Annotated in this window: 28 protein-coding genes; 12 read left to right on the forward strand and 16 right to left on the reverse strand. The window is 63.1% G+C overall.

Annotation, left to right across the window (positions count from 1 at the left end):
* Positions 1 to 80: 80 nt before the first annotated feature.
* The 5 genes from NKJ55_RS32700 to NKJ55_RS32720 form a co-directional block, all read right to left on the reverse strand.
* On the reverse strand, positions 81 to 1,238 hold the full coding sequence (locus NKJ55_RS32700) for a sulfite oxidase (RefSeq protein WP_352453493.1): 1,158 nt from the start codon (positions 1,236 to 1,238) through the stop codon (positions 81 to 83).
* A gap of 592 nt (positions 1,239 to 1,830) precedes the next feature.
* Complete coding sequence (locus NKJ55_RS32705; protein ID WP_352453494.1) at positions 1,831 to 2,475, reverse strand: hypothetical protein; 645 nt, start codon at positions 2,473 to 2,475, stop codon at positions 1,831 to 1,833.
* Between the two features lie 168 nt (positions 2,476 to 2,643).
* Positions 2,644 to 3,885 (reverse strand): DNA polymerase IV, encoded by a 1,242-nt coding sequence (gene dinB / locus NKJ55_RS32710; RefSeq protein WP_352453495.1) that lies wholly within the window; start codon positions 3,883 to 3,885, stop codon positions 2,644 to 2,646.
* Between the two features lie 130 nt (positions 3,886 to 4,015).
* On the reverse strand, positions 4,016 to 4,564 hold the full coding sequence (ybiA, locus tag NKJ55_RS32715; protein ID WP_352453496.1) for a riboflavin biosynthesis intermediates N-glycosidase: 549 nt from the start codon (positions 4,562 to 4,564) through the stop codon (positions 4,016 to 4,018).
* 98 nt (positions 4,565 to 4,662) lie between these two features.
* A complete protein-coding gene (locus NKJ55_RS32720) occupies positions 4,663 to 5,121 on the reverse strand; it encodes a GNAT family N-acetyltransferase (protein WP_352453497.1) in 459 nt (152 codons plus the stop codon).
* Positions 5,122 to 5,749: 628 nt separating this feature from the next.
* Here NKJ55_RS32720 and NKJ55_RS32725 point away from each other — a divergent pair.
* On the forward strand, positions 5,750 to 6,052 hold the full coding sequence (locus tag NKJ55_RS32725) for a hypothetical protein (RefSeq protein WP_352453498.1): 303 nt from the start codon (positions 5,750 to 5,752) through the stop codon (positions 6,050 to 6,052).
* Positions 6,053 to 6,271: 219 nt separating this feature from the next.
* Here NKJ55_RS32725 and NKJ55_RS32730 read toward each other — a convergent pair whose 3' ends face one another.
* Positions 6,272 to 6,967: an XRE family transcriptional regulator gene (locus NKJ55_RS32730; RefSeq protein ID WP_352453499.1), complete on the reverse strand. Its 696-nt coding sequence runs from the start codon at positions 6,965 to 6,967 to the stop codon at positions 6,272 to 6,274.
* A 238-nt stretch (positions 6,968 to 7,205) separates the two neighbouring features.
* Here NKJ55_RS32730 and NKJ55_RS32735 point away from each other — a divergent pair, with 238 nt between their 5' ends.
* The 3 genes from NKJ55_RS32735 to NKJ55_RS32745 all read left to right on the forward strand — a co-directional run bounded on the left by NKJ55_RS32735 (position 7,206) and on the right by NKJ55_RS32745 (position 8,813).
* Positions 7,206 to 7,466, forward strand: a complete 261-nt coding sequence (locus tag NKJ55_RS32735; RefSeq protein ID WP_352453500.1) for a hypothetical protein — start codon at positions 7,206 to 7,208, stop codon at positions 7,464 to 7,466.
* A gap of 52 nt (positions 7,467 to 7,518) precedes the next feature.
* Positions 7,519 to 8,142, forward strand: coding sequence for a high mobility group family protein (locus tag NKJ55_RS32740; RefSeq protein ID WP_352453501.1), 624 nt, complete (start codon positions 7,519 to 7,521; stop codon positions 8,140 to 8,142).
* Positions 8,143 to 8,207: 65 nt separating this feature from the next.
* Positions 8,208 to 8,813, forward strand: a complete 606-nt coding sequence (locus tag NKJ55_RS32745; RefSeq protein ID WP_352453502.1) for a DUF6456 domain-containing protein — start codon at positions 8,208 to 8,210, stop codon at positions 8,811 to 8,813.
* Between the two features lie 44 nt (positions 8,814 to 8,857).
* Here the strand turns inward: NKJ55_RS32745 and NKJ55_RS32750 are convergent, their stop codons facing one another.
* Both NKJ55_RS32750 and NKJ55_RS32755 read right to left on the reverse strand, forming a co-directional pair.
* On the reverse strand, positions 8,858 to 9,163 hold the full coding sequence (locus tag NKJ55_RS32750) for a hypothetical protein (protein WP_352453503.1): 306 nt from the start codon (positions 9,161 to 9,163) through the stop codon (positions 8,858 to 8,860).
* 223 nt (positions 9,164 to 9,386) lie between these two features.
* Positions 9,387 to 9,704 (reverse strand): hypothetical protein, encoded by a 318-nt coding sequence (locus tag NKJ55_RS32755; RefSeq protein WP_352453504.1) that lies wholly within the window; start codon positions 9,702 to 9,704, stop codon positions 9,387 to 9,389.
* A 220-nt stretch (positions 9,705 to 9,924) separates the two neighbouring features.
* Between NKJ55_RS32755 and NKJ55_RS32760 the strand changes: the two genes are divergently transcribed.
* Positions 9,925 to 10,203, forward strand: coding sequence for a hypothetical protein (locus tag NKJ55_RS32760; protein ID WP_352453505.1), 279 nt, complete (start codon positions 9,925 to 9,927; stop codon positions 10,201 to 10,203).
* Between the two features lie 228 nt (positions 10,204 to 10,431).
* Here the strand turns inward: NKJ55_RS32760 and NKJ55_RS32765 are convergent, their stop codons facing one another.
* From NKJ55_RS32765 to NKJ55_RS32775, 3 genes are all read right to left on the reverse strand, one after another.
* On the reverse strand, positions 10,432 to 12,402 hold the full coding sequence (locus tag NKJ55_RS32765; protein ID WP_352453506.1) for an acyltransferase family protein: 1,971 nt from the start codon (positions 12,400 to 12,402) through the stop codon (positions 10,432 to 10,434).
* Between the two features lie 192 nt (positions 12,403 to 12,594).
* Positions 12,595 to 12,816 (reverse strand): alkylphosphonate utilization protein, encoded by a 222-nt coding sequence (locus NKJ55_RS32770; protein ID WP_023675660.1) that lies wholly within the window; start codon positions 12,814 to 12,816, stop codon positions 12,595 to 12,597.
* Positions 12,817 to 13,200: 384 nt separating this feature from the next.
* Entirely contained in the window at positions 13,201 to 13,497 is a 297-nt protein-coding gene (locus NKJ55_RS32775) for a hypothetical protein (protein ID WP_352453507.1), read from the reverse strand.
* Between the two features lie 233 nt (positions 13,498 to 13,730).
* Between NKJ55_RS32775 and NKJ55_RS32780 the strand changes: the two genes are divergently transcribed.
* Positions 13,731 to 15,755, forward strand: coding sequence for an AI-2E family transporter (locus NKJ55_RS32780; protein ID WP_352453508.1), 2,025 nt, complete (start codon positions 13,731 to 13,733; stop codon positions 15,753 to 15,755).
* A gap of 124 nt (positions 15,756 to 15,879) precedes the next feature.
* Here NKJ55_RS32780 and NKJ55_RS32785 read toward each other — a convergent pair whose 3' ends face one another.
* The 4 genes from NKJ55_RS32785 to NKJ55_RS32800 form a co-directional block, all read right to left on the reverse strand.
* Complete coding sequence (locus NKJ55_RS32785) at positions 15,880 to 16,815, reverse strand: phosphatidate cytidylyltransferase (protein WP_023675663.1); 936 nt, start codon at positions 16,813 to 16,815, stop codon at positions 15,880 to 15,882.
* 22 nt (positions 16,816 to 16,837) lie between these two features.
* The gene (locus NKJ55_RS32790) at positions 16,838 to 17,500 is read right to left on the reverse strand and encodes a lysophospholipid acyltransferase family protein (RefSeq protein WP_352453509.1); all 663 of its coding nucleotides are present in this window, start codon (positions 17,498 to 17,500) and stop codon (positions 16,838 to 16,840) included.
* A 172-nt stretch (positions 17,501 to 17,672) separates the two neighbouring features.
* Complete coding sequence (locus NKJ55_RS32795) at positions 17,673 to 18,194, reverse strand: Hsp20/alpha crystallin family protein (protein ID WP_352453510.1); 522 nt, start codon at positions 18,192 to 18,194, stop codon at positions 17,673 to 17,675.
* Positions 18,195 to 18,223: 29 nt separating this feature from the next.
* Positions 18,224 to 18,700: an Hsp20 family protein gene (locus tag NKJ55_RS32800; RefSeq protein ID WP_352453511.1), complete on the reverse strand. Its 477-nt coding sequence runs from the start codon at positions 18,698 to 18,700 to the stop codon at positions 18,224 to 18,226.
* Positions 18,701 to 19,044: 344 nt separating this feature from the next.
* Between NKJ55_RS32800 and NKJ55_RS32805 the strand changes: the two genes are divergently transcribed.
* Entirely contained in the window at positions 19,045 to 19,257 is a 213-nt protein-coding gene (locus tag NKJ55_RS32805; protein ID WP_245274651.1) for a hypothetical protein, read from the forward strand.
* 137 nt (positions 19,258 to 19,394) lie between these two features.
* Positions 19,395 to 19,664 (forward strand): DUF982 domain-containing protein, encoded by a 270-nt coding sequence (locus tag NKJ55_RS32810; RefSeq protein ID WP_352453512.1) that lies wholly within the window; start codon positions 19,395 to 19,397, stop codon positions 19,662 to 19,664.
* A 108-nt stretch (positions 19,665 to 19,772) separates the two neighbouring features.
* On the opposite strand, the gene NKJ55_RS32815 is transcribed toward NKJ55_RS32810, so the two are convergent.
* The gene (locus NKJ55_RS32815; protein WP_023675672.1) at positions 19,773 to 20,042 is read right to left on the reverse strand and encodes an usg protein; all 270 of its coding nucleotides are present in this window, start codon (positions 20,040 to 20,042) and stop codon (positions 19,773 to 19,775) included.
* A gap of 338 nt (positions 20,043 to 20,380) precedes the next feature.
* Here NKJ55_RS32815 and NKJ55_RS32820 point away from each other — a divergent pair, with 338 nt between their 5' ends.
* From NKJ55_RS32820 to NKJ55_RS32835, 4 genes are all read left to right on the forward strand, one after another.
* The gene (locus NKJ55_RS32820) at positions 20,381 to 20,695 is read left to right on the forward strand and encodes a co-chaperone GroES (protein ID WP_352453513.1); all 315 of its coding nucleotides are present in this window, start codon (positions 20,381 to 20,383) and stop codon (positions 20,693 to 20,695) included.
* 58 nt (positions 20,696 to 20,753) lie between these two features.
* Positions 20,754 to 22,385, forward strand: coding sequence for a chaperonin GroEL (gene groL / locus NKJ55_RS32825; protein ID WP_352453515.1), 1,632 nt, complete (start codon positions 20,754 to 20,756; stop codon positions 22,383 to 22,385).
* 103 nt (positions 22,386 to 22,488) lie between these two features.
* Positions 22,489 to 22,704, forward strand: a complete 216-nt coding sequence (locus NKJ55_RS32830; RefSeq protein ID WP_352453516.1) for a hypothetical protein — start codon at positions 22,489 to 22,491, stop codon at positions 22,702 to 22,704.
* A 291-nt stretch (positions 22,705 to 22,995) separates the two neighbouring features.
* The gene (locus tag NKJ55_RS32835) at positions 22,996 to 23,328 is read left to right on the forward strand and encodes a DUF982 domain-containing protein (RefSeq protein ID WP_352453517.1); all 333 of its coding nucleotides are present in this window, start codon (positions 22,996 to 22,998) and stop codon (positions 23,326 to 23,328) included.
* Positions 23,329 to 23,609: the final 281 nt, after the last annotated feature.

Raw genomic sequence — 23,609 nt, forward strand, 5'->3', positions numbered from 1 at the left:
TCATCCGCAAACCCACGCACCAAATGACGCGTCAGCGGCTTCGTTCAATCCCCTTCGATTCCGTCAAATCAGGAACCGCTCTAGCCGATACGCACGCGGCGCGTCACCTGGCCATTGCTCTCCCAGTATGTGTGTTTCTTGGCAATCAAGGGATCGTCCATCGCCGGTTGAATTTGTCCTGTGGTGCTGACCGCGCGCGAGGTCACCGTGTGTTCTCCAGGAGAGGGATTTGCCCAAGCCAGGGACCATATTTTCCAAGCGTGTTCGGCCTCCTCACTGTGGTCAATGGTCGCTGGTGTCCAAGGCCCTTGATCGATTTGCACTTCGACCCGGTCGATCGGCGCCCCCCAGGCTGCCCCAACGATGCGGTAATCTGAATCTTTCCGGGTAACCTTCGCAGGTGCGGACTTTATCAGCGCTCGGCCGACTGACGTCTCGGCCCATACGGTCTCGCCGTTGTGGTCCTCCTCCCGGATGGTGACATAGTCACGGGCCATCAGAAGGCTCATGAACCGCGTATCGCGAACCTCGATGCGCTTTAGCCACTTGACGTTGGCGATGCCGTACCAGCCTGGCGCGATGAGCCGTACCGGGAAGCCATTGGGCGCCGGCAAGGCGGCCCCGTTCATTTCATAGCAGAGGAGATTGTCGGGGTTCATCGCGTCGGCGAGCGACATGCTACGAGCGAAGTTCTGCTGCATCTTGACGTCGCGTATCGGGATCTCGCCTGTGTCGGTACCGAAAAAGACGACCTCGATGCCCTTCTCCAGAACGCCGGCTTCCTCGAGGATCGGGGCGAGCGGCGTCCCTGCCCAGCGAGCATTGCCGATGCCGCCGGTGAAAAAGGGAAACCCATGGTTGCCCGAGCATTCCACTGTGAAAACGACCTCCTGCCGCGGTCGCGCCCTGATGTCGGCGAGCGTTAACTCCAGGGGTTTCTTAACCAGGCCTCCGATCTCCATCGACCATGTCTTCTCGTCGATCGTTGGTCGGTTGAAATGCGAGATGCTGAAGAACTTGTCGTTTGGCGTTATCCAGCTATCCAAATCCTCCCAGACAAGCTGCTTTTGGATACCCGCCGGATCGGGATTTTCGGTCGGCTGATCCAGCCATGGAATAACTTCCTCGTTCGGCCGTGTTGGAAAAGCGTAAGCCCGGCGCGAGGTATAGAGAGCAGCAATTGCGGCAAGAGCCGCGCTTCCTTGAACAAGAAGTTCTCTGCGCTGAAAATCAGGCATGTTGTTTACCTCCCAGTTGATCCGGAACGGGCTGCAACGTGCCTTAGGCCGTAGCCTGATCACGGATAGGCGACACAATGTGAGGTCTGCCCACCCGGAAGTATCCGGGTAGGTCAGATAATCACCGACGCAAGTCAAGCATGTGAAGCGTTGCACGAAACGCTAGCTCGCGTTTCGCATGCTAAGAGTGCGCCTTTGAGAAGGAACTGTCCACAACTTGGACGGGACATGATGATGATTGCAGCATTCCATGCCGATTTCCGGTCCTGCCAAAATCGTTGCTGCTCTGATCGCTGCCGAACGCCCGCTTCTGGGTCATTTCGGGACCCTCGCGGGTTCTCGTCGAACCGGTGTTTCCTGCCGGCCCGTGGGTTGGCCGTGCGGCCGGCACCGCCCTGATCGCTTGGGGCGGCGCAACGCTTTTGGTCTGACGACCAGGGCCGCCTCGAATGTCGCATTTGCAGGAGGAGGGCGGGCCCGGGCGGCACATCAAACCAGTCTGCATTACGAGGTGGCCAGCAACCCAGGCCGCCTGGCTCGGGCGCGGCAGATCATTCACACGTGAACCATTCGCCAACCGAGCGGGGACACCCTAGTTGGTGGTGACTTGCGTCACCGCCACGCCGGTTATCCTGCCGTTCCCGGCTGTGTAGGTGAGCGTCTGCGTGACCGTGGCGTCCTTCTGGTCGGGAGACGAAGCAGGATAAGAGGCGGCGAAGCCGAAATGGCCGTAACGATCGGGCTTGGCGGCGCCAAATTTCGCGGCCACGTCGCTCAGCGGCGCTCCGACGCCGGGCGTATCGAGTTCAATAGCTGTCAGGCTGGCAGGCGCGCCGGCGCATCCTTCCGGCACCTTGCCTTCCGGGTTCGGCTGCAGGGCGACGGACAGGACACCGTGGTCGGAGCCACCCATCTCGCCGGATACGAACCAGAAGATCGACGGCGATCCGCCAGCGTCGGGGCCGGCATAGCAAAGCCAGTGGCGTGAATCTCCGGCGTCACCTTCATCGTGCATCGCTCCGCCGAAGGCTTTTTCGACATCGGCAAGCGTGGTTTCCTCAAGCTTTATCTCCAGCGGCCCGGCCTTGACCTGCTTGAACAGCGGGCTGGCCAGCGGCGAGTTGATATCGCCCAGGGATGGAATCGCCCGGTCCGGGTTGAGCGGCTTGGCCAGCGTCGTTGCATTGGTCACCAATCCGGCAACGATGAGTGCGAAATATCCGGCGTTCTGTCCCATGCCGATCTCCTGTCGTTCGAAGTGAGGGCGGAAGCATTTGCGAGCGGGTGCTACCCTGTCTGGCTGATACCCAAACCGGTGCACGACCAACTGGTCCCAAGATAAATTCACAACGGCGCAGCCTTCAACGTCATTCCGGCGACTTGGCAACCAAAGTGCAATCGAGGCTCACAATTCCTTTTCGGCCAGCTCGCGAAACGCGTCGGGAACCGACCGCTGTAGCTCGAGCGCGACCGAGGCGTAGCCGACCGCCTCCCAGCCGAAGCGGTCGCGGATCTTGTCGACGGCGCGATCCGCGGTCCAGCGCGCCGCGCCCTTGCTGGTGCCGGGGCGGCGGCGATCGTCGTCGAGCCCGAGCGGCAGTTCCAGTTGCAGGCCGGCATGCTGCTCCAGATGCGATACGGCGATCGCCAGCAGCGAGATTGTCTTTTCGTGCGGATGGTCGATGAGCACCTTGCGCACCAGCGCCTCGGCGATCTCGGCCAGCATGGCGGTCGCCGAAATCGGCTGATCGAGCGTGATCGAGCGCGTCACCGAGCGCAAATCGGCAAAGCGGACGCGAACCGTCACCGTGCGGCCGGGCCGGGATTTCGCCCGCAATCTTGTGGCGACCCTGTCGGCCAGATGCAGCAAAGCCGGCACGAAGACCTGCTCCTCGGCCGGTTTTCGGCCAAGCGCCGACTGCGCACCCGCCGAGCGCGCCCGGCGCTGCGTCTCGAGCCTGCGCGGGTCGCGGTTCCACGCCAGCGCGTTGAGTTTCTCTCCCGCCGCCGGCCCGAGCAGGCGCTCAAGCGCCGCACCATTGGTCTTCGCCAGCTCGCCGATGGTGTTGACGCCGATGCCGGCCAGCCGCTGCCTGGTGACCGGGCCGACGCCCCACATCAGCTCGACCGGCAGGTGGTGCAGGAACTCCAGCTCGTGGCGCGGATCGACCACCACCAGCCCGTCCGGTTTTGCGACCTGTGAGGCGATCTTGGCCAGATGCTTGGTGCGGGCTACGCCGACCGAGATCGGCAGGCCGACCTCGGCCCGCACGCGGCGGCGGATCTTGCCGGCGATCTCGGCCGGCGAGCCGAACAAATGGATGCAGCCGGCGACGTCGGCAAAGGCCTCGTCGATCGAAATCCGCTCGACCACCGGCGTGAAATCGCCGAGCACCTTGATTGCCGCATCGCCCAGCCGCTGATAGTCCTTGAAATGGCCGCCGACGAAGATGAGTTGCGGGCAGAGTTCCCGCGCCCGCCGTCCCGGCATACCGCCGCGCACGCCGAACGCCTTGGCTTCATAGGATGCGGCAAGCACTACCCCGCCGCCGACGGCAATCGGCTTGCCGCGCAAGGCCGGGTCGAGCAACTGTTCGACCGAGGCATAGAAGGCATCCAGATCCGCGTGGAGGATGTTGGCTTCCATCCGGCCCGTTCGCCCGCGGCGGTTCGAACGCCGCATTGTCTCGAGTTGTTATGAGAACATAAAGAGAACATTATGGGTGGATTGTCAAGCAGCGCGGAGGCCGCCGCAGCTGACGAGCGCACGGCAATGTTCAGCCGCACAGCCGATCGCGGGCCTGCATCAGCGCGAATCCCAACAGGTTCTCGCCGCGCCACAGCAGCGGGTTCATCGCCCTCTCGTCATCCGCCGCAAGGCCGATACCCCACACCCGGTCGACAGGGCTCGCCTCGACCAGCACCCGGTCATGCGTCGACAACAGATATTCGCGCAGCGCCGCGTTCTGACGGAACTTCTGAAAGCTCCCTTCAGTCACGATGCGATATTTGTCTGCATCCCATTTGGTGCCATCGAAGCCGCTCACCTGGCGGCCAAGCTGCTTTGCCTGCTTGGGGCTCGCCGCCCTGAGGATTTGTGTTGCCGTCGGAGCATCACCGAACAGTCGTGCCTTCTCGGCCATCATCCAGTGTTCGGCAGTCGGATAGCTCAGGCCATCGACGGTAAAGGGCGCATGCCACCACTGGCTGAAGCACGACGTGGTTATGCGGCCGTCCTTAGACGGCTGATGGCCCCAGAAGAACAGGAACTTCTGCCGGGGTTTTGCGCGAAAGGTTTTCTCAAGCCAGGTTCGGTCGTAAATCATGGGCGGATGGAGCAGGGCGAAAGGCCGGCTTGTCAATGCTCCATCCAGAGTGGGTAGCGAAGATGAGCGGTCGGCGCTGAATGCGATGAAATGCTGATCTACAGCGCCATCTTGTAGCCGAGATGACTGGCGGTGAAGCCGAGGCGCTCGTAAAAAGCGTGCGCCTCCCGTCGACCTTTGTCCGTGGTGAGCTGGACGAAGCTGCAATTGCGCGAACGGCATGTTTCAATCGCCCATTCGATCATCAGCTTGCCGACGCCGCGAGAGCGCCATTGCCGGGCGACGCGAACGCCTTCGATCTGGCCGCGCCAGGCGCCTTTTCTCGAAATGCCTGGAAGGAAGCTGAGCTGCAGCGTTCCGACCACTTGCCCGGCGTTGACGGCGACGGCCAGCAACTGGTTGGGATCGGTATCGATTGCGCTGAAGGCATCGAGGTAGGATGGCGCGAGCGGCGTGGACGGGTCTTCCCGGTTCGCGCCGAGCACGTCGTCGGCAAGCATTGCAACAATTGCCGGCAGGTCGGGCGCTTGCGCGCGACGGAATTTGATCTCGCTCATCGCGTGGAGACATACGGCGCGGTGTCGGCGATCGCAATATCCGTTTTGACTTGCAAGGGAGGCCCGCGCGCCTTCAGGTGGCCTCGAGCGCCCAGAGGCGATGGCCGTAGCGGCGGAAGAAGCGGGCGAAGAGGCGCTGCTGCCTGGCGCGGGTGAGGTCGGCGGCGCGCCTTTCCTGTCGCCAGTGCGGCATGTTGCGGAACATCGACAGGAAGCGGGCGGCATCCTCGAGTGCCTCCTCGGCTGACTGCGCCGGGCGGATCGCCGCCAGGGAACAAAGCGCGGCTCGGCTTCATCCGGTCGATCGCCGCCTTGCGCTGGCGATGACCCTGGCGTGCCTTGCGGATGCCGTCCTGGCGGATGGCCGCGAAAGCGGCAAACATGGCCGGGCTGTCGCCGCTATAGCCGCAGGCATGGGCGAACTGGGCTGGGTCCATCGTCACTCCCTTGCCGCCGGCGGACGGAGCGGGCGCGGTTCTGTGGCTCGCGCCGATTCCAGTCCGCACCATGTATAAGCATAACTCAAATAATCGAACAAGTGAAACTTTCACGTTGGTGCAAGCGGAACCGACTCGACTCCGCTCCAAAAACCGATAATGATGTGAACAAAGCAGGAACAATGATGGGGATGGCTATGGCATTGGCAGGCAAGGAAGCGACGATCGCCGATGTTGTCTCGATTGCCGTCGAATGCATCGATTGCGGCCGCAACAGGTGGTGGAAACCGGCCGAGCTCAAGCGGCATGGGGTGATGCCGGAGACACCGCTGGCCGCACTTTCGGGGCGCCTGATCTGCAAGGCCTGCCGGGCTGACGGCCTGCCGGGCGCCGCCGTCTCGATCCAGGCCGCCTTCATCGACGACCGGCAACGGACCCGCGCCGAGGCGCGCCTGCTCAACGGTCGAGAGCTGGAGCAATCGAGGCGGGCTTGAGGGGGAGGGGCGGTGTTCTTCCTTCTCCCCTTGTGGGAGAAGGTGGCCGAGCGAAGCTCGGTCGGATGAGGGGTGTTGGACGGATCGCTACCTTGATGGCGTAAGTGCTTAAAAATCGCTTCTACATTTCCTCCGCCGCGTTCCTTCCAGCACCCCTCATCCGGCTCGGCGCTGTGCGCCGATCCACCTTCTCCCACAAGGGGAGAAGGCAACAAGCCCTCAATACCCCAGCAGTTCCTTGAGCGGGATGACGCGGAAGATGTTCTTGATGGCGTAGCGGTTGAAGGACAGCGTCTTGGGCGGGTTGTACTGTTCGACGATCAGCTCGGCGGCGGTGCGCTTGACCAGCTTCTTGATGAAGGCCTTGCCGTTTTGCTCGTTCTCCTCGGGCAGGGTCTCGATCACCACATGGTCGCCGGGCAACGCTTCGCGGCCGCCGCAATAGATCATCTCGCCGGGCTCGTAGCGCGGCACCATCGAATCGCTCAGCACGTGCAGCGCAAACACGTTGCGCAGATGCCGGATCCCCGGCGGCCGCTGGACATAGCCGGCCGGCTGGCCGTTGAAGGTGAAGTCGCCATCGTCGCCGCCGACGGCGGTGCCGAGAAGCTGGATGTCCATCGGCCCGGCGGGCAGGGGGCCGGGATCGGTGACGATCTCGGCATCGGCGACCGGTCCGGCATCATCGAGGAAAACGACCTCGCCCTTGCCGAGTGCCACCGGGTCGACGCGCAGGAAAGCGGCGGTCTTCAAAAGGTTCTCGGTCTTGGGCAGGTTGCGCCCGGTCTCCCAATTGCCGACGGCAGCGACGTCGGTGTCGTTGTGCTCGGCAATGTGACGCATCACCAGGCCGCGCTGCTTGCGCGCCCGGCGGATCGCCGCTCCGACCTTGATCGACAGTGCAGTTTTCGCCATGGCTCCATCTGTGGCGTAAGATTCGGTTTAGTCTATGCAAGAATCGCTTGCATTATGATTTGAGTTATGCTCTTATGTAGGCATGCACAAGTCGCTTCGCCAGCTTTCGGTCCTTGAATCCGCCGTTCAGCGCGCCGGCAGCGCTCGCCTGGAGGTGGTAGCGCAACCGATCGCCGGGGCCATGCATGTGCCAACCCTGTCCCCTTCGTCGCGGCTGTCCTCCTCCCCGGCCGGGACGATGCCCGAGGCTCGCGCCTCGGATCCGGCAGCGCAAGCGGCCGGAACGGCCGGAGCCGTTCCCCTCACGGCTCCGGCCACGAATTACCTGCCGGCCGGCAATGCGGATGCCGCGGTTTCCTGCATCCGCAGCGAAGACGGCACGGTCATCGCCTTCGACGAGCGGACGGGCAAGGCAGTGTCCGGCGCAACAAAGGCAGGCGGCCGAGATGAAGCTCGATCGCAGCAGACCACGCGAAGGCTGACCGGCTTTCGAGCCTGAGGCCGGCGAAGCCGGCGCCGCACACAACCATTTTTGCAGGGAATGAAACATCATGGCCGCCCGCTATTCCGCCTCGGAACTGGAACAAATCGAGAACTGGCTGATGAGCGGACTGTCGGCCGCGAAGATCGCCACCCGGTTGACCGCGCTGCGCGGCCGCCCGGCCTCGCGTGCAGCCATCATCGGCATCGTCCACCGCACCGCCCGTTTGCGCACCATCGGCCTTGCGAAATCCAAGGGCTGGTATGGCGGCCGGCTCGGAAATTCGGCGCCTGAGCCATCAAGCACTGCTGATCAAGCGCAGTCGGCCCCGAAGGCCGAGCCACGCTGCCGCCCGGCAAGGCTGTCGGCCAGGCTGGCGCCGCCGGCCTGGCAGCCGGGTCCGGCTCGGATCACCGGGACCGATGGCGCGCCGCTCGAAATGCCGGCACCGCGCCCGATCGCCGCCGGCGGTCGCCAGCCGCATTTCGCCGCCATGCGCTTCATCGATTGCCTGTTCGAGCGCTGCCGCGCGCCGCTCGATACGACGCTGCAGGAGGATGCGGAAAACGACGCCCCCGGCAGCCGGCCAGGTTTGGACATGCTGTGCTGCGGAATGCGCACGAACCCATCGAAAAGCTACTGCGCCTATCACGCTGCGCGCTTCTTGCGCACGCTGCCGGCCGAAGCGATTTGAGCTCGCTGCAATGAGGCTGGAAGTTCGCCAGAGCCCGACGACCAAAACCCAGGAGGACCGAGCCGATGAGCACCAAAACCGCCCAAAAGGCCAAAGCCAGGCCACCGAGATTGCCGAAAGGCGAGGCCGAGCAGGTGCGCATCCGCAAGGAGATCGGCCATGATTTCGCACTGAAGGACGACCGGTTCGGCCGCAAGCGGCTGGCGAAGGGGACGCAGGAGGGAGCGCGCCTCTATGAGGTCTCCAATGACGGCCACACAGCGACCGGCGGCATCGTGCGGGTGCGCAACGTCGACCCGCTGAGCGGCCTCACCTCACTGTCGCGCCAGCAGCGCGAGGCGGGCATGCGCTACCGCCAGGATTTCCGCAACTCGTCCGAGGCAACCGCCAAGCCGATGGCCTGGGCCGAGCGCGTCGACGGCGGCCGCACCGGCAGCGGCGTCGCCGAACACATCCTGTCCGCCGGCCGCGACCATGCCGAGGCCACCAGGGCGCTTGTCCATTGGGAGATCGCCGGCATCGTGCAAAAGGTCTGCTGTGCCGACGCAACGGTCAAGAGCCTGGCCGAACAGGCCGGCGAGCCGCGCGACGTGGTGGTGAAATTACTCAAGATCGGGCTCGACATATTGGCCGTGCATTACGGCATGATGCTGATGCGCAAGCCGAGATGAGGAGCCCCGCCGATCCGGCCGGCACTACCGGCCGGATCGATCCGTCAACGACGGCAGACACGGATTCTTTCGATGATCCGGTGGTGATGACGCCAGTGCCTGATGACTTCGGTGTGGCAGCGCCGGTGGTGGTACCGGTAGCGCGGCCTGTAGTCCTCGTCGTAGACATCATAGCGGTAACGGGGGACGTACTCATCGTCGTAATCGGAATACCGATGGTGGCGATAATAATAGTCGTCGTCATAGCCGTTGCCGATGCCGATCGTGACGCTGCCGCCGGCATTCGCCGGGCCGATCACGGAAGCCGCCGATGCGATGGCGATCACCGAGGCAAGCAGGAGCTTCTTCATAGCTACCTCCTTCTTTAACGTCCCTCTAATAGAAAAACCCCCGAGGGGCAGCCTCGTTCCATAGATTGGCAAGATGTAACGAACGGACGAGCCCGAAGTTTAGCGCCTGCTGGCGCGAAAACGCCGCTGGCTGCGCCGGGGTCGGATCGTCGACGCAGCGTGGCCGCTCCTCTCATCAAACAGCGGCAATCGCGCGTCAGTCCCGTCTTTTGCCGACGTCTGCCTACAGAACATGGCCCAATTCCAGCAAAACGAACGCGGTCGCACCCAGCACAGCGAGGGCGTAGGCCGCATAAAGAACAAGCAGCATTACCTCAAAGTCCCGGACGAAGCTTGCGGCAATCCTGGTCTCCTTAGGCTCTGCTTTCTCGATGCGGTCGGTTTCCAACTCCTCCGTTGCCACGACGAGGCAGACAATCCTGTCGTTGTCGGCCGCCTGCAATATCCGTTCCGTCAAATCGACTGCAATCACTGGATCATCGGCCAACTGATCCCGCGATAGCCGGCTTTCAGTGACGGTCTGGATTTCACGCTTTCTCACGCACGCATAATTGCGTTGACTAAATTAGGTTCCACTAAAATAGATAGATTGCCTCGACCTGATCACGACGTGGTGAGGCGTGAGTCCAGCTGGGCGGTGAACTCCGTCTGAGGCCCCCATTTGCCGACCGTCGGGGCGAATCTCGATCGGCGCATCCTCCGATCAAACGGCGCGGGCTTCTTTATAGGCTGCTACGGTGCGCCATTGCTGGTAGGTCGCAATGCCAAAGCCGCCAAACTCTCATATCGCGAACGCAGCGCCGACGTCTTCGGTGCCGACCGGTTATGACGAAGATCGCATGCTTACTTATATCCGGCTGCTCGACGCTTCGGCGGAAGGAACCGACTGGCGTGAGGTCGCCCGCATCGTTCTGCACATTGATCCGGAGCAGGAGCCGGAGAGGGCTTTCCGGGCGTGGGCGACACATCTGGCGCGTGCACGATGGATGACCAGGAAGCGGAACGAGTTGCGCCAATTGCATGATGAGTGGTGGGGATGAGCACTATCTAAGCGGAACTGCCGTCTCGGTCTGGCCGTTGAGGGAGGAGGCCAACATGGAAAAGCGCCCAATGACTTCTTGGCCAGCCAATACTTTCGAGCTGTGCTGCCTTCTTGCAGTTCCGCTATCGCTTATCCTCACCGTTTTACTGGCTGGTCTCGTCCTTAGCTGACCCCGCATGGTTGCCTGCCGAGGGGCTGGGTCGTGATCCGATAAGATCCGGAGCCGTTACTTTACAGCCGCCGCCATCACATCCGAAAACAGCGCCCGCTCCACTGCCGGTTCCAGCGTTTCGGCGAAGGGCGTCGCCAAGTGGTGGCGGTCGCGGAAGGCTAGTTTGCCGTCGATGAAGACATGGCAGGTGGTCTGGTCGCAAAAGCGGTCGGTCATGTCGATGTAAGCAGCGTTCGGTGTCGAGCGCACGATATCGCGCTCGATGGTGGCGATGTCGTCGTTTGCCGCCATGATCCGCGGCGTGTCGCATGTCGCGGGCGTCTGGCCCCGCCACAGCGCCCGCGCCACGCATTTGTCGGCGTAGCTTGCATTGTAGGGAACGTCCCTGATGACCGCGACCTTGATGCCGGCCTGGCTGAAGGCTTGAAGCGTCCAGGTGAGGCCCGTCCGCCACTGCGCTTGCCAATCGGCGTGCTTCAACTCCTCGGGCGATTCCTTCATCACATTGCCGATCGAGAATTCCGAGATCACCACCAGTTGCGGATGGAGCGCGATGATGTCCTTGACCGACTGCTCGCGCCACTGGTCGCATTCGGTGTAGTCGCGCTTCAGCCGCCAGTTCCAGGTCGTGACCCGCGAAGCCCGGCAGGAGGATTTGAGAAAGGTGACGACACGAAAATCGTTCTTCTCGGCCGCCTTGATCAGCGGCGTCGACCAATGGTCGGCATGCGAGTCGCCGAACAGCACGACCGAGCGCTGGGCATCCTTGCGGCCGAACATGCAGGGCTTCGGCTTGACGGTCTCGAAATCGAGCACGCAGCCGCCATTGCTCGCGCGCACGGTGGAGAGCTGCGCGGCGCTGTCGGCGATGACGTGCTGTTCGGGGCTGAGATTGTGCTCGGCAAAGCGCGCATTGCCATAGGCCGCGACCACGCCGGCGCCGGTCAGCGCGACGGCGGGCACCAGCGCCCGCGCTGCTCCGGCCATCAGCCAGCCGTTGCGGCGGATCGGATTCTCGATGAAATGATAGGTGAACATCGACAGAAACAGCGTCAGCGCCGCGCAGGCAAGGCGGTCCAGGATGGACAGACCGGGAACCACCATCGCCGCATAGACGATGACCGGCCAGTGCCAGAGATAGAGCGAATAGGACAGCCGGCCCAACCATTGCATGGGCGGCAGCGCCAGCACGGCGCTCGGCAGATTGCGGCCGCCGCTGCCGCTGAGCAGCAGCAGCACGGTGCCGGCAACAGGCGCCAGCGCATTCACCCCGGGAAACGGCGAGTCTTCGTCCAGCATCAGATAGGCCCAGGCGATCAGCGCCAGACCGAGGCCTGCCTGGAGTGTGGCCAGCAGCGGCCGGTCGCGCCAGATCTTTGCCGGCGCCATGGTCGCGAGGCCGCCGGCGGCGAATTCCCAGGCCCTGAGCGGCGAGAAATAGAAGGCCCAGGGCTGCGACACGTCCGTCAGCCAGGCGCAGGCGGCGAAGGAGGCCGCGCCGGCGACGCCGATGACGATTATAGCGGCGCGCTTGCCGGGACGCAGCCAAGCGGCGGCAAGAAGCAGCGCCGGCCATGCCAAATAGAACTGTTCCTCGACCGAGAGCGACCAGAAGTGGATGAACGGGTTGTTGGTGGCGTCGGCGGCGAAATAGTCGAACGACCAGCGGATCAGCCAAAGGTTGATCATATAGGCGGAGGCGAACATGGCGCCTTTCGAATAAAGCGCCTGTTCCTCCGGCGACAGGATGAAATAACCAGCAAACAGCGTGGCGAGGATGACGAACAGTGCCGCCGGCAACAGGCGCCGGGCGCGCCGGGCGTAGAAGCGCCAGAGGTTCAGCCGCCCGGTCTCGGTGATTTCCGTAACCAGGTGACGGGTGATCAGATAGCCGGAGATGACGAAGAAGATGTCGACGCCGGCAAAGCCGCCGGGCAGGCCGGACAGACCAAAATGGAAGGCGATAACACCCGCCACCGCCAGCGCGCGCAGCCCTTCGATGTCAGGCCGAAATGATGCCGACACAATCACCTCATGCAAGGAATGCCCACCTCGCAGAGGCTCGACCCGATGCGACGATATTGCAATGCAACAAATCTAACGCAGTGCAACATAGGGGGAGGGCGCGGCTCCTCAAGTTCCTCGCGTGGGCGATTCACTCACATGAGCGATTCGAGAGCGACTGATATGGAAGCGAAGCGAAGGATGCCGAGGCGATCACGCCTTTTTCAAAAACTCGGTCTTCAGCACCAGGCCCTTCACCTGCCTGGTGCTGCATTCGATCTCGCCGGGATTGCCGGTGAGGCGAATATTCTTCACCAGCGTGCCGCGCTTGATCGTCTCCGACGTGCCTTTGACCTTGAGATCCTTGATCAGGGTCACGGAGTCGCCCTCGTGCAGCGCCGTGCCATTGCTGTCTCTTATGATCGCGTCGGTCATGGCAGGTCTTTCGTGGGACTCCGATGCGGAGGTGGTTGGCTCATTACCCGGCCTATCCCACGGTTGGCAGCGAGGTCAAGCGTGCCGGGGGCAGCGTGCCGGTAATCAAGCGTGCCGGCCGCTAATGCCAGGCGGACGGCCGACCGGAAAACCCGGATTGTGAGCAGACTGGGACCCCCTGGGCGGTAGTGGCATTGCCGCTTCGCGACATGCGCTCCGGCCAAGCCATGCCAATGGCGCCACGGCAATCGAAGTCGTGGCCTTTTACGCGGATATTCCGGCACGAGTTCAAATAGATGAGCGCCCGCCCGTGCGGACAGGAAGGTCGCACAGTGACAGACCTGCCCGCCCTTTCGCTTGGTGCGTTATTTCAATTGGCAACGATCACTTGCTGGCGCCACCGAGCTGGTTGGCCATCTTGCAGAAGTCGGCATGCATCGTGGCAATGCCTGCGTCGCTGCATTCCTTCAACATCATGGCCCGGTCGCTCGTGGACATGGCCATCCATGCCGCCTTGAATTCGGCTTCCGACTTCATGGTCTTCATGCCGGCGTCGGTGAAGAAGGGGTTCATTTTCTGCGGATCGTCGAGCGCCGAAGTGCCAGTGGCACCGGCGGCAAGCGCTGCGCCGGTCATCATCGAAAGCGCCATCGCGCCCATGCAAAGCGTCTTGATGTTCATGATCATTCCTCCTGAGCTGCTGCTTTGAGGTTGTCCATCAGCGATCTACGAAGGAACGGTGTTTTGATCCAAAAGTTCCACGTTCTGGCGCAGACATGGAACAGGATTGCCCGTGACGTCATTAATGCAAAAAATTCTACCATGACTGAATTTGCGGCGCTGCCGACCAGGGCAATCGGCGTCTAGCTGGGTGAGACGCTGCGAAGTTGCACGCCGGCTCAATATGCCCGATCATGGCGACGGCGGGGCGGAGGTATCAAGTGGCGGCAAATCGTCGACACGACGCGCACCTGTCGGAGCCCCGGCGGGCGGGCATTGTTTCCGCGGCCAGGGCGCTTCCGCGCACATCGTTGCCCAGCGTAGCGTCGGTCGTGACGGCCGTCGCGGCGCTCTATTTCGGGCGCGAGGTCTTTCTGCCGATCGCAATCGCGCTGCTGCTTACCTTTGCGCTCGTGCCCATGGTGTCGGCACTCAAGCGAGCCGGCATTCCGCGTCTTCCTGCCGTGATCGCCAGTGTGCTCGGCGCATTCACGGTGCTGGCTCTGTTCTCCTTCATCGTCGCCACGCAGGTCAGTGAACTGGCGCAGAACATTCCGCTTTACCAGGCGAATATCCTGACCAAGGTCCGGTCGCTCAAGGAAACCGGCGTCGGCGGCGGCATCGTTTCCAGATTGAGCCGGGTGATCGAACGCGTCGGCCAGGAGCTCGACAGACCCGAGCCCGCACAACCCGCCGCCGATCAGCCTCCGCGGGAACCGATCCCGGTCGAAATCGTCGCGCGCGAACGACCGCTCGAGGTTCTCCAGAATCTGATCGGCCCGCTGCTGAGCCCGCTGGCATCGGCCGGACTGATCGTCGTGGTCGTCATATTCATGCTGCTCGAGCGGGAGGACCTGCGCGATCGTTTCATACGCCTCGTCGGCTACGGCGATCTGCACCGAACCACCGAGGCGCTGCAGGATGCCGGCAAGCGCGTCGGCCGCTATCTGCTCATGCAACTGGTCGTGAACATCGTCTATGCCGTCCCGATTGCCATCGGACTTTGGCTGCTGGGCATACCCAATCCATTGCTGTGGGGCTTGCTGGCGCTGGCGCTGCGCTTCGTTCCCTATATCGGCCCGGTCATTGCGACGTTGTTGCCTCTGTTCCTGGCGCTTGCCGTAGCGCCCGGCTGGTCGCTCGTGCTATGGACCGCAGGGCTTTTCGTCGTGGTCGAACTGATCACCGGCAACGTGATCGAACCCTGGCTCTACGGCTCGCGCACCGGGCTGTCGCCATTGGCCATCATCGTTGCGGCGATATTCTGGACCTGGCTCTGGGGGCCATTGGGCCTGGTTCTGTCGACGCCGCTCACCGTCTGCCTCGTCGTGCTCGGCCGGCATGTGCCGCAGTTCGAATTCCTCGACGTTCTGTTCGGCAACGAACCCGTGCTCGAACCGCACGCCCGGCTTTACCAGCGGCTGTTGGCCGGCGATCCCGAGGAAGCGACGGACCATGCCGAGGAGATGCTGGACGAAGAATATCTGGTCGAGTTCTACGACAAGGTCGCGATTCCCGCACTTCTGCTCGGCGAGCAGGACCGGGTGCGTGGTGTGCTGAGCGATGAACAAAGACAGCAGGTCGCGGGCAGCGCGCTGACGATGGTGGCGAACCTCGACGACAGCGCGCAGGAGGAGGCGGAAGCGGACGACACGGCCGCGGCCGAGGACAACGGCTCACGCGAGGACAAGCACGTTCAGGGGGAGGTTCAGGGCGAGGAGTACACCGAACTGCCGGATGGCACGGGCATGTCGGTGCTGTGCGCCGGAGGGCGCGGCGAACTCGACGACGCGGCGGCCGCCATGCTGGCGCAGGTGCTCGAAGTCCAGGGCGCTACGGTGTTGAGAGCGAGCTTCGCCGAGATGGAACCGGGGAGCATTCGCCGCCTTGAGCTCGACGCCGTCGATAGTGTCGTCGTCGGATTTTTGAACCGGGATTCCGTCAAGCACGGGCGGTTCCTGGTCCGTCGGCTGAAACGCGCCAAACCAAGGTTGCGAGTGGGCATTGTGTTGTGGTCGGAAGCCGACAGCGACAACCAGGAGGCAGATGCCAGATTGGCCAACGAGATCAACGCCGATTTCGTCGCACATGGCATGGTAGGCGCGGTGCTCGGTGCGTTGTCCAGCGCTCCGCCGGTGGCGCTGAAGACCACCGCCAAACGCCGCATGCGCCGCCTGACGCCGGCGCGCAAGAAAGAGCCGCTCGCCGCGGCAAAATGAGCGCGGCGAAGACTGCGGCAGGTCGGGTTATTACCGCTTTCGCGAAAGTGGTAATAACGAAACGGATCAGGTTATCTTCGCAAGGTCGCGCTGAACCGTCCGCCGCGGCAAACGGCGCCAACCTTCATACAGTCCAGAAATAGCGCACCGTATGGAAGAAGACCGGGGCGGCGAAGACCAGGCTGTCGGCACGGTCCATCATGCCGCCATGGCCTTCGATCAGATGGCCCCAGTCCTTGACGCCTTGATCGCGCTTGATGGCGGAGGCGACCAGCCCGCCGAGGAAGCCCATCAGGCAGGCGATGAAGGCGACGCCGGCTGCCTGCAGCGGCGAGAACGGCGTCAGGAACGACAGCAGCGCGCCGAGCAGGCTCGATGCCGCCAGCCCGCCGACCAGCCCCTCCCAGGTCTTCGACGGCGAGACCGTCGGCGCCAGGAGATGCCGGCCGAACAGCTTGCCGAAAATATATTGCAGCACGTCGCTGCCTTGCACGGTGATGATCAGGAAAGCAATCAGCAACAGGTTGCGGCCTTCGAAGCCTGGCACCTCGAGCGTCAGCAGCGCCGGCACGTGGCTGACGCAGTAGACCGAAATCATCACCGCCCATTGCTGCGCCGAGACGCGCTCGAGAAAGCGTTCGGTGTCGCCGTGCAGCGCGGTGATCGCCGGCATTAGCAGGAAGCAGTAGACCGGGATGAAGATGGTGAACAGGCCATACCAGGCGGTCCACACCAACCAGTACTGGAACGGGATGACGATGCCGAACATGCCGAGCAGCACCCAGTGGTCGCTGCGGCGGCTGTGCGTCAGCGTCACGAATTCGCGCAACGCGGCGAAGGAAATCAGCGCGAACAGGATGGTCATGCCGGGGCGGCCGAAGAAGAAGGCGACGGTGATCGCCACCACCATCACCCACCAGGCATTGATGCGCTGGGTGAGGTTGACCAGCGTCGGCGACAACGGCTTTGGCGCGCGCCATGACAAGACGCCGGCGACGACGCTGGCACTGATCAGCACCGCCAGCAGGCCGACAATCAGAATGAGGGTTTCGTGCATCATCGGCAGCATTTTGCCTTGGTCCTCAATCGTCTCGCTGCGGCCGGGGGTTGAGCGCCAGCAGCGTTTCGCGGGCGCGGTCGAGAAAGGCGCGGCGTTCCTCACGCGGTTGAATGGCGATCGGTGCGCCGAAGACGACACGGCAAAGCAGCGGCACCGGCACGAATTGCCCCTTGGGCAGCACCCGCGACATGTTCTCGATCCAGCACGGGATGAGTTCGACATCGGGCCGCGCCATCGACAGATTGTAGAGGCCGGAACGGAACGGCAGGAGCGGTTCGTCGGTCATGTTGCGCGTGCCTTCGGGAAACAAGATCAGCGAATGGCCCTGGTCGAGCACCGACAGCATGATCGAGATCGGGTGCTGCGTTTCATCCGTCCACTGCCGGTGGATCAGCACGGAAGACAGCATGTCCTCGGCAATGAAACGGCGCAGCCGCGTCTTGCTCCAATAATCGGCGGCCGCCACCGCATGGGTACGGGCGCGCTCCTTCTCGCTGAGGCAGGCCGACAGCAGGATGAAATCGCCGTGGCTGGCATGGTTGGCGAAGTAGATGCGCTGCCGGTCCGATGGCTGGCTGCCGTTCCAGATCGGCCGCACTCCGGTGACTACCCAGGCCAGTGCTGACAGGCCGACCGAGGTCACCGTCTGCAGCAGGGTATAGGTGCTGACGCGAAGCTTTGTCATGGACGGGTTCAAAAGAATGCCGCGACGACCGAGGCCGCCGCGAACAGGCTGAAGGCGGGGCCTGCTGCGCCTGGTCAGGCGGAACCGGAGCGTCGGGAGAACGGGTCATCGACATTTGCCCGCTTCTGCCCGCCGGAACCGGCAGGCAGAAGGGGCGTCGTCCTACGAGCCGTCAGGACTTGCCGTCGCCGCCGGTGATGGCGATACGCTTGGCCTTTGACTGGGCGCGCTCCGTCTTGGGCAGCGTCACGCTGAGCACACCGTTCCGGAACGCGGCGTTCACCTTGTCTTCGTCGACTTCGTAGCCGAGCGGGATACGCCGCTCGAAACGGCCATAGAAGCGTTCGGAGAACTGCCTGTCCTTGTCCTCGGTCTCTTCGCGCTTCTCGCCGCGCAGCGTCAGCACGCCGTCATCGAGCAGCAGCTCGACGTCCTTCGCGTCTATGCCGGGGATCTCGGCGGTGACGCGGATCTCCTTTTCGCCATCGGCGATGTCGATACTGGGCCAGCTGACGCGGGCAGCGGAGAAGCCACCGAGCGACGGCAGCCTCGTGTCGAAGCCGCGGAACGCCTCGTCGAACAGGCGGTTCATTTCGCGATGCAGCGTCAGGAAGGGATCGCGATCGGCGTCACGGAACAGGCTGGGGGTCTGATTGTTCTCCCGGCCCCAGGGAATGAGATCACGAATAGCCATTGCATAGTCTCCTTTCTCGACTGGTGCATTCAGGCAGCCTGCTTGTTTGCTTCGCCCTGCGCGACCTTCGGCCCGGTCTTCGGCGAGGCGACATCGGTCGCGATGGCGATGCGCCGAGGCTTCATCTCCTCGGGCACCTCACGTACCAGATCGATGCTGAGCAGGCCGTTGTCGAGCGAGGCGCCTGCGACCTTGACGTGATCGGCAAGCTCGAAACGGCGGGTAAAGGGCCGTGTTGCGAGGCCATGATGCAGATACTCTGCGTTGTCCGGCTCCTTGTGCTGGCCGGAGACAATCAGGAGGTTGGGTTCATGGGTGATTTCGAGGTCGTCCTCGGAAAACCCGGCTACGGCGATAGTGACGCGGTAGTTGTTCTCGCCGCTGCGCGCGATGTCATAGGGCGGCCAGGCGTCGAAAGCCTGCGGCGCATTTTCCAGCAGGTTGAAGACGCGGTCGAAGCCGATGCTCGACCGATAGAGCGGGGAAAAGTCGAATGCGGTTCTCATAGCTACATCCTCCATCGAGCAACATAGATACGAGGGGCGCCAAAGAGCTGGCGCTCCCTGGTTCCGCCGGCCCCATTTCGGCGACCGGTGCCTTCGATTTGGTTATTGTCCGCCGCAAGTCAAGACCCGGTGGCTCTCGCGTTGCCGGTTTTTCGGGCCGGTTTTCGGTCGGTTCGGCGAGGCTGCCAATCTCGCCACAAGTGGGGAGATGTCCGGCAGGAGATTGCCTGTTGGTTTCAATTGCCAACGCTGACTTCCCCGGCCGGTTATTGTCTGCAGCAGGTCAAGACCCAGATTTCGTGTGTTGCCGGGCCCGTTCCCGGCACTCGCAGATGGAGCTGACCATGACACGCGACGAGATCATTTCTGTGCTAGGCCCGGTCGACGAAGCCGTGATCGCCGACATTGCGGCGACGGACGGGACGGTCCAGGAATTGCGCGAGGCCCTGGCCTGGATCGCCGCCGACGAGGCGTTGGTGAACGAGGGCCGACCGCTGCCGACGGCAAGAGTAGCGACGCTGATCGAACTGCTGCAAGGGCCGGACGAGGAGGAATAACCGGCTGTCGCCGCGATGCTCTTGAACCGCGCAGAGAGACGAACCATGTCCTTCAGCGGCGCCGGCCGGCCGCCGGTGCCGCCAGCATAACGTTGCTTGCTCAAACAAGAAGACGATCAGAAAACAAGGAGGAGGTGATGGACGACGTCCGCTTTGCCGAGCCGATCACGTTGAAATTCCAATCCAGCGAGCGCAAGGTCGCCAGCAGTTGGGAAGCCATCGAATGCATGCGCCAGCAGTGGCCGGACCGTGCACGCGGCCGGAGTTGGCGCGCCGCCTATCGGACCTGCCGCGACGCGCTCGACGGTTGGCGTACCGCGCGTGATGCGCGCAAGGCCTTCGTCCGGGCGGCGCGCAAGGCCGGATTGTTCGCATCGGCCCGCAAGCCCGTCGACCGCGCCGGCTAGTCCGGACCCCCTCCGATATTGTGAGATCCAAAACAAGTGGGAGAGGCAGCTGCCTTTCCCCCGCTTCGGAGACTTTGTCCGCTGTCTAGCGGCAGATCGGCTTGCTCCTCAGTGGACGGTAATAATGCCGTTTACGGCCCGCCATTCGGAGGGCTGGATCAGGTGATGATGGGCGACGCGCACCGAATGCAGCGGGCCTTCGATCTCGCGCTCCCAGAAATCGAGGAAATGCTTCAGCGTCGGGAAATCGGGGGCAATATCGTATTCCTGCCAGATGTAGAGCTGCAGCAGGCTTCGATGATCGGGCAGGCGGTAGTGGATCTCCGCCGTGGTGAGGCCAAACCCTTGCATCTGGAGCTGAAAGTCCCTGCTGATCATGAAATCCTTCCTTTCCCAATGAACCTCCGTCTGCAAAACGCCTCGCCTTCCACATAGGTTCCAGCCGCCGCAAGCGGCTCAGGAGACGAACAGATTTGGAAATCCGGCCGGGTCATCGCGCCGGAAACGGCGAATGTGCGAACAATTACAGCGTATTGGCACTCTCCGGTGTCGAGTGCTAAAATTTTTGCGTGATCCTCTTGAAAGCTGAAAAAAGCGCGACTAGTTCGTATGCGCGCGATGCCTGATGAAGGGGTCGCGCACCCCGTGCCGGGCCGATATTGCCGGTCCGGTCAGGAGGATGTTCGAAAATCTGTTTGTCCCGAGAGGAGAACGACATGGCGTTCCGTCCATTGCATGACCGCATCCTGGTCCGCCGCATCGAGGTCGACGAAAAGACCGCGGGCGGCATCATCATCCCCGATACCGCCAAGGAGAAGCCGCAGGAGGGCGAGGTCATCGCCGCCGGCCCCGGCGCGCGCGACGACAGCGGCCAGTTGCGGCCGCTCGACGTCAAGGTCGGCGACCGCATTTTGTTCGGCAAATGGTCCGGCACCGAGATCAAACTCAATGGCGAGGATCTGCTCATCATGAAAGAGAGCGACGTGCTGGGCGTGATCGAAGCCACGGGCGAAATGAAGAAGGCTGCCTGAGCGGGGCCTGAACAAGCATTCCAGTCGACGAAAAGCTGCCTATCGAAGGAGTGTTCCAATGGCTGCCAAAGATGTGAAATTTCATACCGAAGCCCGCGAGAAGATGTTGCGCGGCGTCGACATCCTCGCCAATGCGGTGAAGGTGACGCTCGGTCCCAAGGGCCGCAACGTTGTCTTGGACAAATCGTTCGGCGCGCCGCGCATCACCAAGGACGGCGTGACGGTGGCGAAAGAGATCGAGCTTGAGGACAAGTTCGAGAACATGGGCGCGCAGATGGTGCGCGAGGTCGCCTCGAAGACCAGCGATACCGCCGGCGACGGCACCACGACCGCGACGATTCTGGCGCAGTCGATCGTCCAGGAAGGCGCCAAGGCGGTTGCTGCCGGCATGAACCCGATGGACCTGAAGCGCGGCATCGACAAGGCGGTCGAAGCAATCATCGCCGAACTGAAGGCCAATGCCCGCAAGGTGACCAGGAACGACGAAATCGCTCAGGTCGGCGCCATCTCTGCCAATGGCGATGCCGAGATCGGCCGCTTCCTCGCAGAGGCGATGGAAAAGGTCGGCAATGAGGGCGTCATCACTGTCGAGGAAGCCAAGACCGCCGAGACCGAGTTGGAAGTGGTCGAAGGCATGCAGTTCGACCGCGGCTATCTCTCGCCATATTTCATCACCAACCAGGATAAGATGCGCGTCGAGCTCGAAGAACCCTATGTGCTGATCCACGAGAAGAAGCTGTCCAACCTGCAGGCCATGCTTCCCGTGCTCGAAGCCGCCGTGCAATCCGGCAAGCCGCTACTGATCATCGCCGAGGACGTCGAAGGCGAGGCGCTGGCGACGCTTGTCGTCAACAAGCTGCGCGGCGGCCTGAAGGTTGCAGCTGTCAAGGCGCCGGGTTTTGGTGACCGCCGCAAGGCCATGCTCGAAGACGTCGCCATCCTGACCGGCGGCACGGCGATCTCGGAAGACCTCGGCATCAAGCTCGAGAACGTCACGCTGGAGATGCTCGGCCGCGCCAAGAAGGTGCTGATCGAGAAGGAGAACACCACCATCGTCGACGGTGCCGGCCGCAAGGATGAAATCCAGGCGCGCATCAGCCAGATCAAGGCCCAGATCGAGGAAACCACCTCCGACTACGACCGCGAGAAGCTGCAGGAGCGGCTGGCCAAGCTCGCTGGCGGTGTCGCCGTCATCCGCGTCGGCGGCTTGACCGAGGTCGAGGTCAAGGAGCGCAAGGATCGCGTCGACGATGCCATGCACGCCACACGCGCGGCGGTCGAGGAGGGTATCCTGCCCGGCGGCGGCGTAGCGCTGCTCAGGGCGGCGAAGGCGCTCGACAACGTCGCCGTCGACAATCCCGACCAGAAGACCGGCATCGAGATCGTGCGTCGCGCCATCGAAGCGCCGGTGCGCCAGATCGCCGAGAACGCCGGTGCGGAAGGCTCGATCATCGTCGGCAAACTGCGCGAGACGGCCGATTTCGGCTATGGCTGGAACGCGCAGACCAACGAGTTCGGCGACCTCTACAGTCAAGGCGTCATCGACCCGGCCAAGGTCGTGCGTACTGCTCTGCAGGGCGCCGCTTCTGTCGCCGGCCTGCTGGTGACGACCGAGGCGATGGTGGCCGAGAAGCCGAAGAAGGAAACGCCCATGCCTCCGATGCCCGGCGGTGGCGGCATGGACTTCTAAGGCCAGGCTTCCAAAGCGCGACTTCGAAACGACAGATGGACAGTGTCCGCCAAGGGCGGGCACGGTCTTGCCGGTCCGGGACTAATGCTGAGCAGGTGTTGCCATGGATATGATGGACAGTTTTGGAAAGATCGCGGCGCCGACCCGCCCGAAAAACGATTTCAACTATGAAGCCGACTGCAGGGCGGCGCTGGCGCCTTTGGTCGACGGCTTGCTGGATATGGCCGAGTCGGCCGGCTGGGACCGCCGCAAGGCGGCCTACACGCTGATGTTTTTGTCGGCTCAACGCCTAGGGGCCGGCACGGAGGAGCGCAAATGATCGCGGCGCGGATGCGCGAATGCCTGCGCCTGCTGCGGTGATCGGAAACCGATTTCGCCGAGGAGGCGGGATACTCGCTCGTCAAGGCAAGGGCGTGGCTCCACGGGCGCGAACATCCGCCGCTGGGCGTGGCGGCCTGGCTCGAGGCGCTGGTCAAGATGCACCGGCTGCTGCCGCGGCCGGGCATGCAAGCCGTATTGCATTCGCCGATCGACGCCGTCCTGCAGGCGGATCGAAGCGCCCGCGGTTGAGTTCCGAAAGGAGCCGATCGAGCCAGGAAAGGAGAGTGTCATGGATCGTGCTTCGTTCGACAAGCCGGTTACCATCCTCACCGGCCTCGGTACGCCGACGAAGATAGAAAGCGCGGCTGAGGCTTATGCGCTTTTGTCTGAGTGGCCGGCAACGAGCCGGACGGCCGCGCATGACATCGCCGCCAAGGCCTGCCGGGAGGCAATGGAAGGAGAGATCGACGGCGAGACGGCGCGCGCCACCTTCGTTGCCTTCGCCCGCCGCAACGACCTGCTTGCGCCGCAGACGAACGGGATGGTTGCCGGCGAGAGCTTTGCTGGCGCGACGGTTGCCGACTGGGCAACGCGCCCACAGCGCGTCAACGCCCCGGCCTGAGCGGTTGGAGAAGTCGCCAATCTCCCCCCTTGAGGGGGAGATGTCGCCGAAGGCGACAGAGGGGGTCGGTACGTCCTGGCGCGACGCCATGTTGGACGAAAGAGAAAGTTGGCGCCTCACGCGCGGCTACCCCCTCTGGCCTGCCGGCCATCTCCCCCTCGAGGGGGGAGATTACGCGCTCAGCCGCTTTCGCCTACTAGAGCGGTTCCTGATTTGACGGAATCGAAGGGGATTCCGGATCAGTCGGTTTTGTGATTCAAGATGCTGGCTGGAGTGGAGGC

It is taken from the genome of Mesorhizobium sp. M0106, assembly GCF_040322715.1.
GTDB lineage: Bacteria > Pseudomonadota > Alphaproteobacteria > Rhizobiales > Rhizobiaceae > Mesorhizobium.

What these genes read in the sequence shown, in the direction of transcription:
- dinB (WP_352453495.1), bottom strand. Translation starts at nt 3,885, where the DNA reads ATGGAAGCCAACATCCTCCACGCGGATCTGGATGCCTTCTATGCCTCG.
- NKJ55_RS32740 (WP_352453501.1), top strand. Translation starts at nt 7,519, where the DNA reads ATGGCCGCCCGCTATTCCGCCTCGGAACTGGAACAAATCGAGAACTGG.
- NKJ55_RS32830 (WP_352453516.1), top strand. Translation starts at nt 22,489, where the DNA reads ATGGATATGATGGACAGTTTTGGAAAGATCGCGGCGCCGACCCGCCCG.
- NKJ55_RS32705 (WP_352453494.1), bottom strand. Translation starts at nt 2,475, where the DNA reads ATGGGACAGAACGCCGGATATTTCGCACTCATCGTTGCCGGATTGGTG.
- NKJ55_RS32780 (WP_352453508.1), top strand. Translation starts at nt 13,731, where the DNA reads ATGGCGACGGCGGGGCGGAGGTATCAAGTGGCGGCAAATCGTCGACAC.
- NKJ55_RS32815 (WP_023675672.1), bottom strand. Translation starts at nt 20,042, where the DNA reads ATGATCAGCAGGGACTTTCAGCTCCAGATGCAAGGGTTTGGCCTCACC.
- NKJ55_RS32795 (WP_352453510.1), bottom strand. Translation starts at nt 18,194, where the DNA reads ATGGCTATTCGTGATCTCATTCCCTGGGGCCGGGAGAACAATCAGACC.
- NKJ55_RS32820 (WP_352453513.1), top strand. Translation starts at nt 20,381, where the DNA reads ATGGCGTTCCGTCCATTGCATGACCGCATCCTGGTCCGCCGCATCGAG.
- groL (WP_352453515.1), top strand. Translation starts at nt 20,754, where the DNA reads ATGGCTGCCAAAGATGTGAAATTTCATACCGAAGCCCGCGAGAAGATG.
- NKJ55_RS32790 (WP_352453509.1), bottom strand. Translation starts at nt 17,500, where the DNA reads ATGACAAAGCTTCGCGTCAGCACCTATACCCTGCTGCAGACGGTGACC.
- NKJ55_RS32775 (WP_352453507.1), bottom strand. Translation starts at nt 13,497, where the DNA reads ATGAACATCAAGACGCTTTGCATGGGCGCGATGGCGCTTTCGATGATG.
- NKJ55_RS32745 (WP_352453502.1), top strand. Translation starts at nt 8,208, where the DNA reads ATGAGCACCAAAACCGCCCAAAAGGCCAAAGCCAGGCCACCGAGATTG.
- NKJ55_RS32720 (WP_352453497.1), bottom strand. Translation starts at nt 5,121, where the DNA reads ATGAGCGAGATCAAATTCCGTCGCGCGCAAGCGCCCGACCTGCCGGCA.
- NKJ55_RS32835 (WP_352453517.1), top strand. Translation starts at nt 22,996, where the DNA reads ATGGATCGTGCTTCGTTCGACAAGCCGGTTACCATCCTCACCGGCCTC.
- NKJ55_RS32725 (WP_352453498.1), top strand. Translation starts at nt 5,750, where the DNA reads ATGGCTATGGCATTGGCAGGCAAGGAAGCGACGATCGCCGATGTTGTC.
- NKJ55_RS32800 (WP_352453511.1), bottom strand. Translation starts at nt 18,700, where the DNA reads ATGAGAACCGCATTCGACTTTTCCCCGCTCTATCGGTCGAGCATCGGC.
- NKJ55_RS32760 (WP_352453505.1), top strand. Translation starts at nt 9,925, where the DNA reads ATGCCAAAGCCGCCAAACTCTCATATCGCGAACGCAGCGCCGACGTCT.
- NKJ55_RS32735 (WP_352453500.1), top strand. Translation starts at nt 7,206, where the DNA reads ATGCCCGAGGCTCGCGCCTCGGATCCGGCAGCGCAAGCGGCCGGAACG.
- NKJ55_RS32810 (WP_352453512.1), top strand. Translation starts at nt 19,395, where the DNA reads ATGGACGACGTCCGCTTTGCCGAGCCGATCACGTTGAAATTCCAATCC.
- NKJ55_RS32770 (WP_023675660.1), bottom strand. Translation starts at nt 12,816, where the DNA reads ATGACCGACGCGATCATAAGAGACAGCAATGGCACGGCGCTGCACGAG.
- NKJ55_RS32785 (WP_023675663.1), bottom strand. Translation starts at nt 16,815, where the DNA reads ATGATGCACGAAACCCTCATTCTGATTGTCGGCCTGCTGGCGGTGCTG.
- NKJ55_RS32750 (WP_352453503.1), bottom strand. Translation starts at nt 9,163, where the DNA reads ATGAAGAAGCTCCTGCTTGCCTCGGTGATCGCCATCGCATCGGCGGCT.
- NKJ55_RS32700 (WP_352453493.1), bottom strand. Translation starts at nt 1,238, where the DNA reads ATGCCTGATTTTCAGCGCAGAGAACTTCTTGTTCAAGGAAGCGCGGCT.
- NKJ55_RS32730 (WP_352453499.1), bottom strand. Translation starts at nt 6,967, where the DNA reads ATGGCGAAAACTGCACTGTCGATCAAGGTCGGAGCGGCGATCCGCCGG.
- NKJ55_RS32805 (WP_245274651.1), top strand. Translation starts at nt 19,045, where the DNA reads ATGACACGCGACGAGATCATTTCTGTGCTAGGCCCGGTCGACGAAGCC.
- ybiA (WP_352453496.1), bottom strand. Translation starts at nt 4,564, where the DNA reads ATGATTTACGACCGAACCTGGCTTGAGAAAACCTTTCGCGCAAAACCC.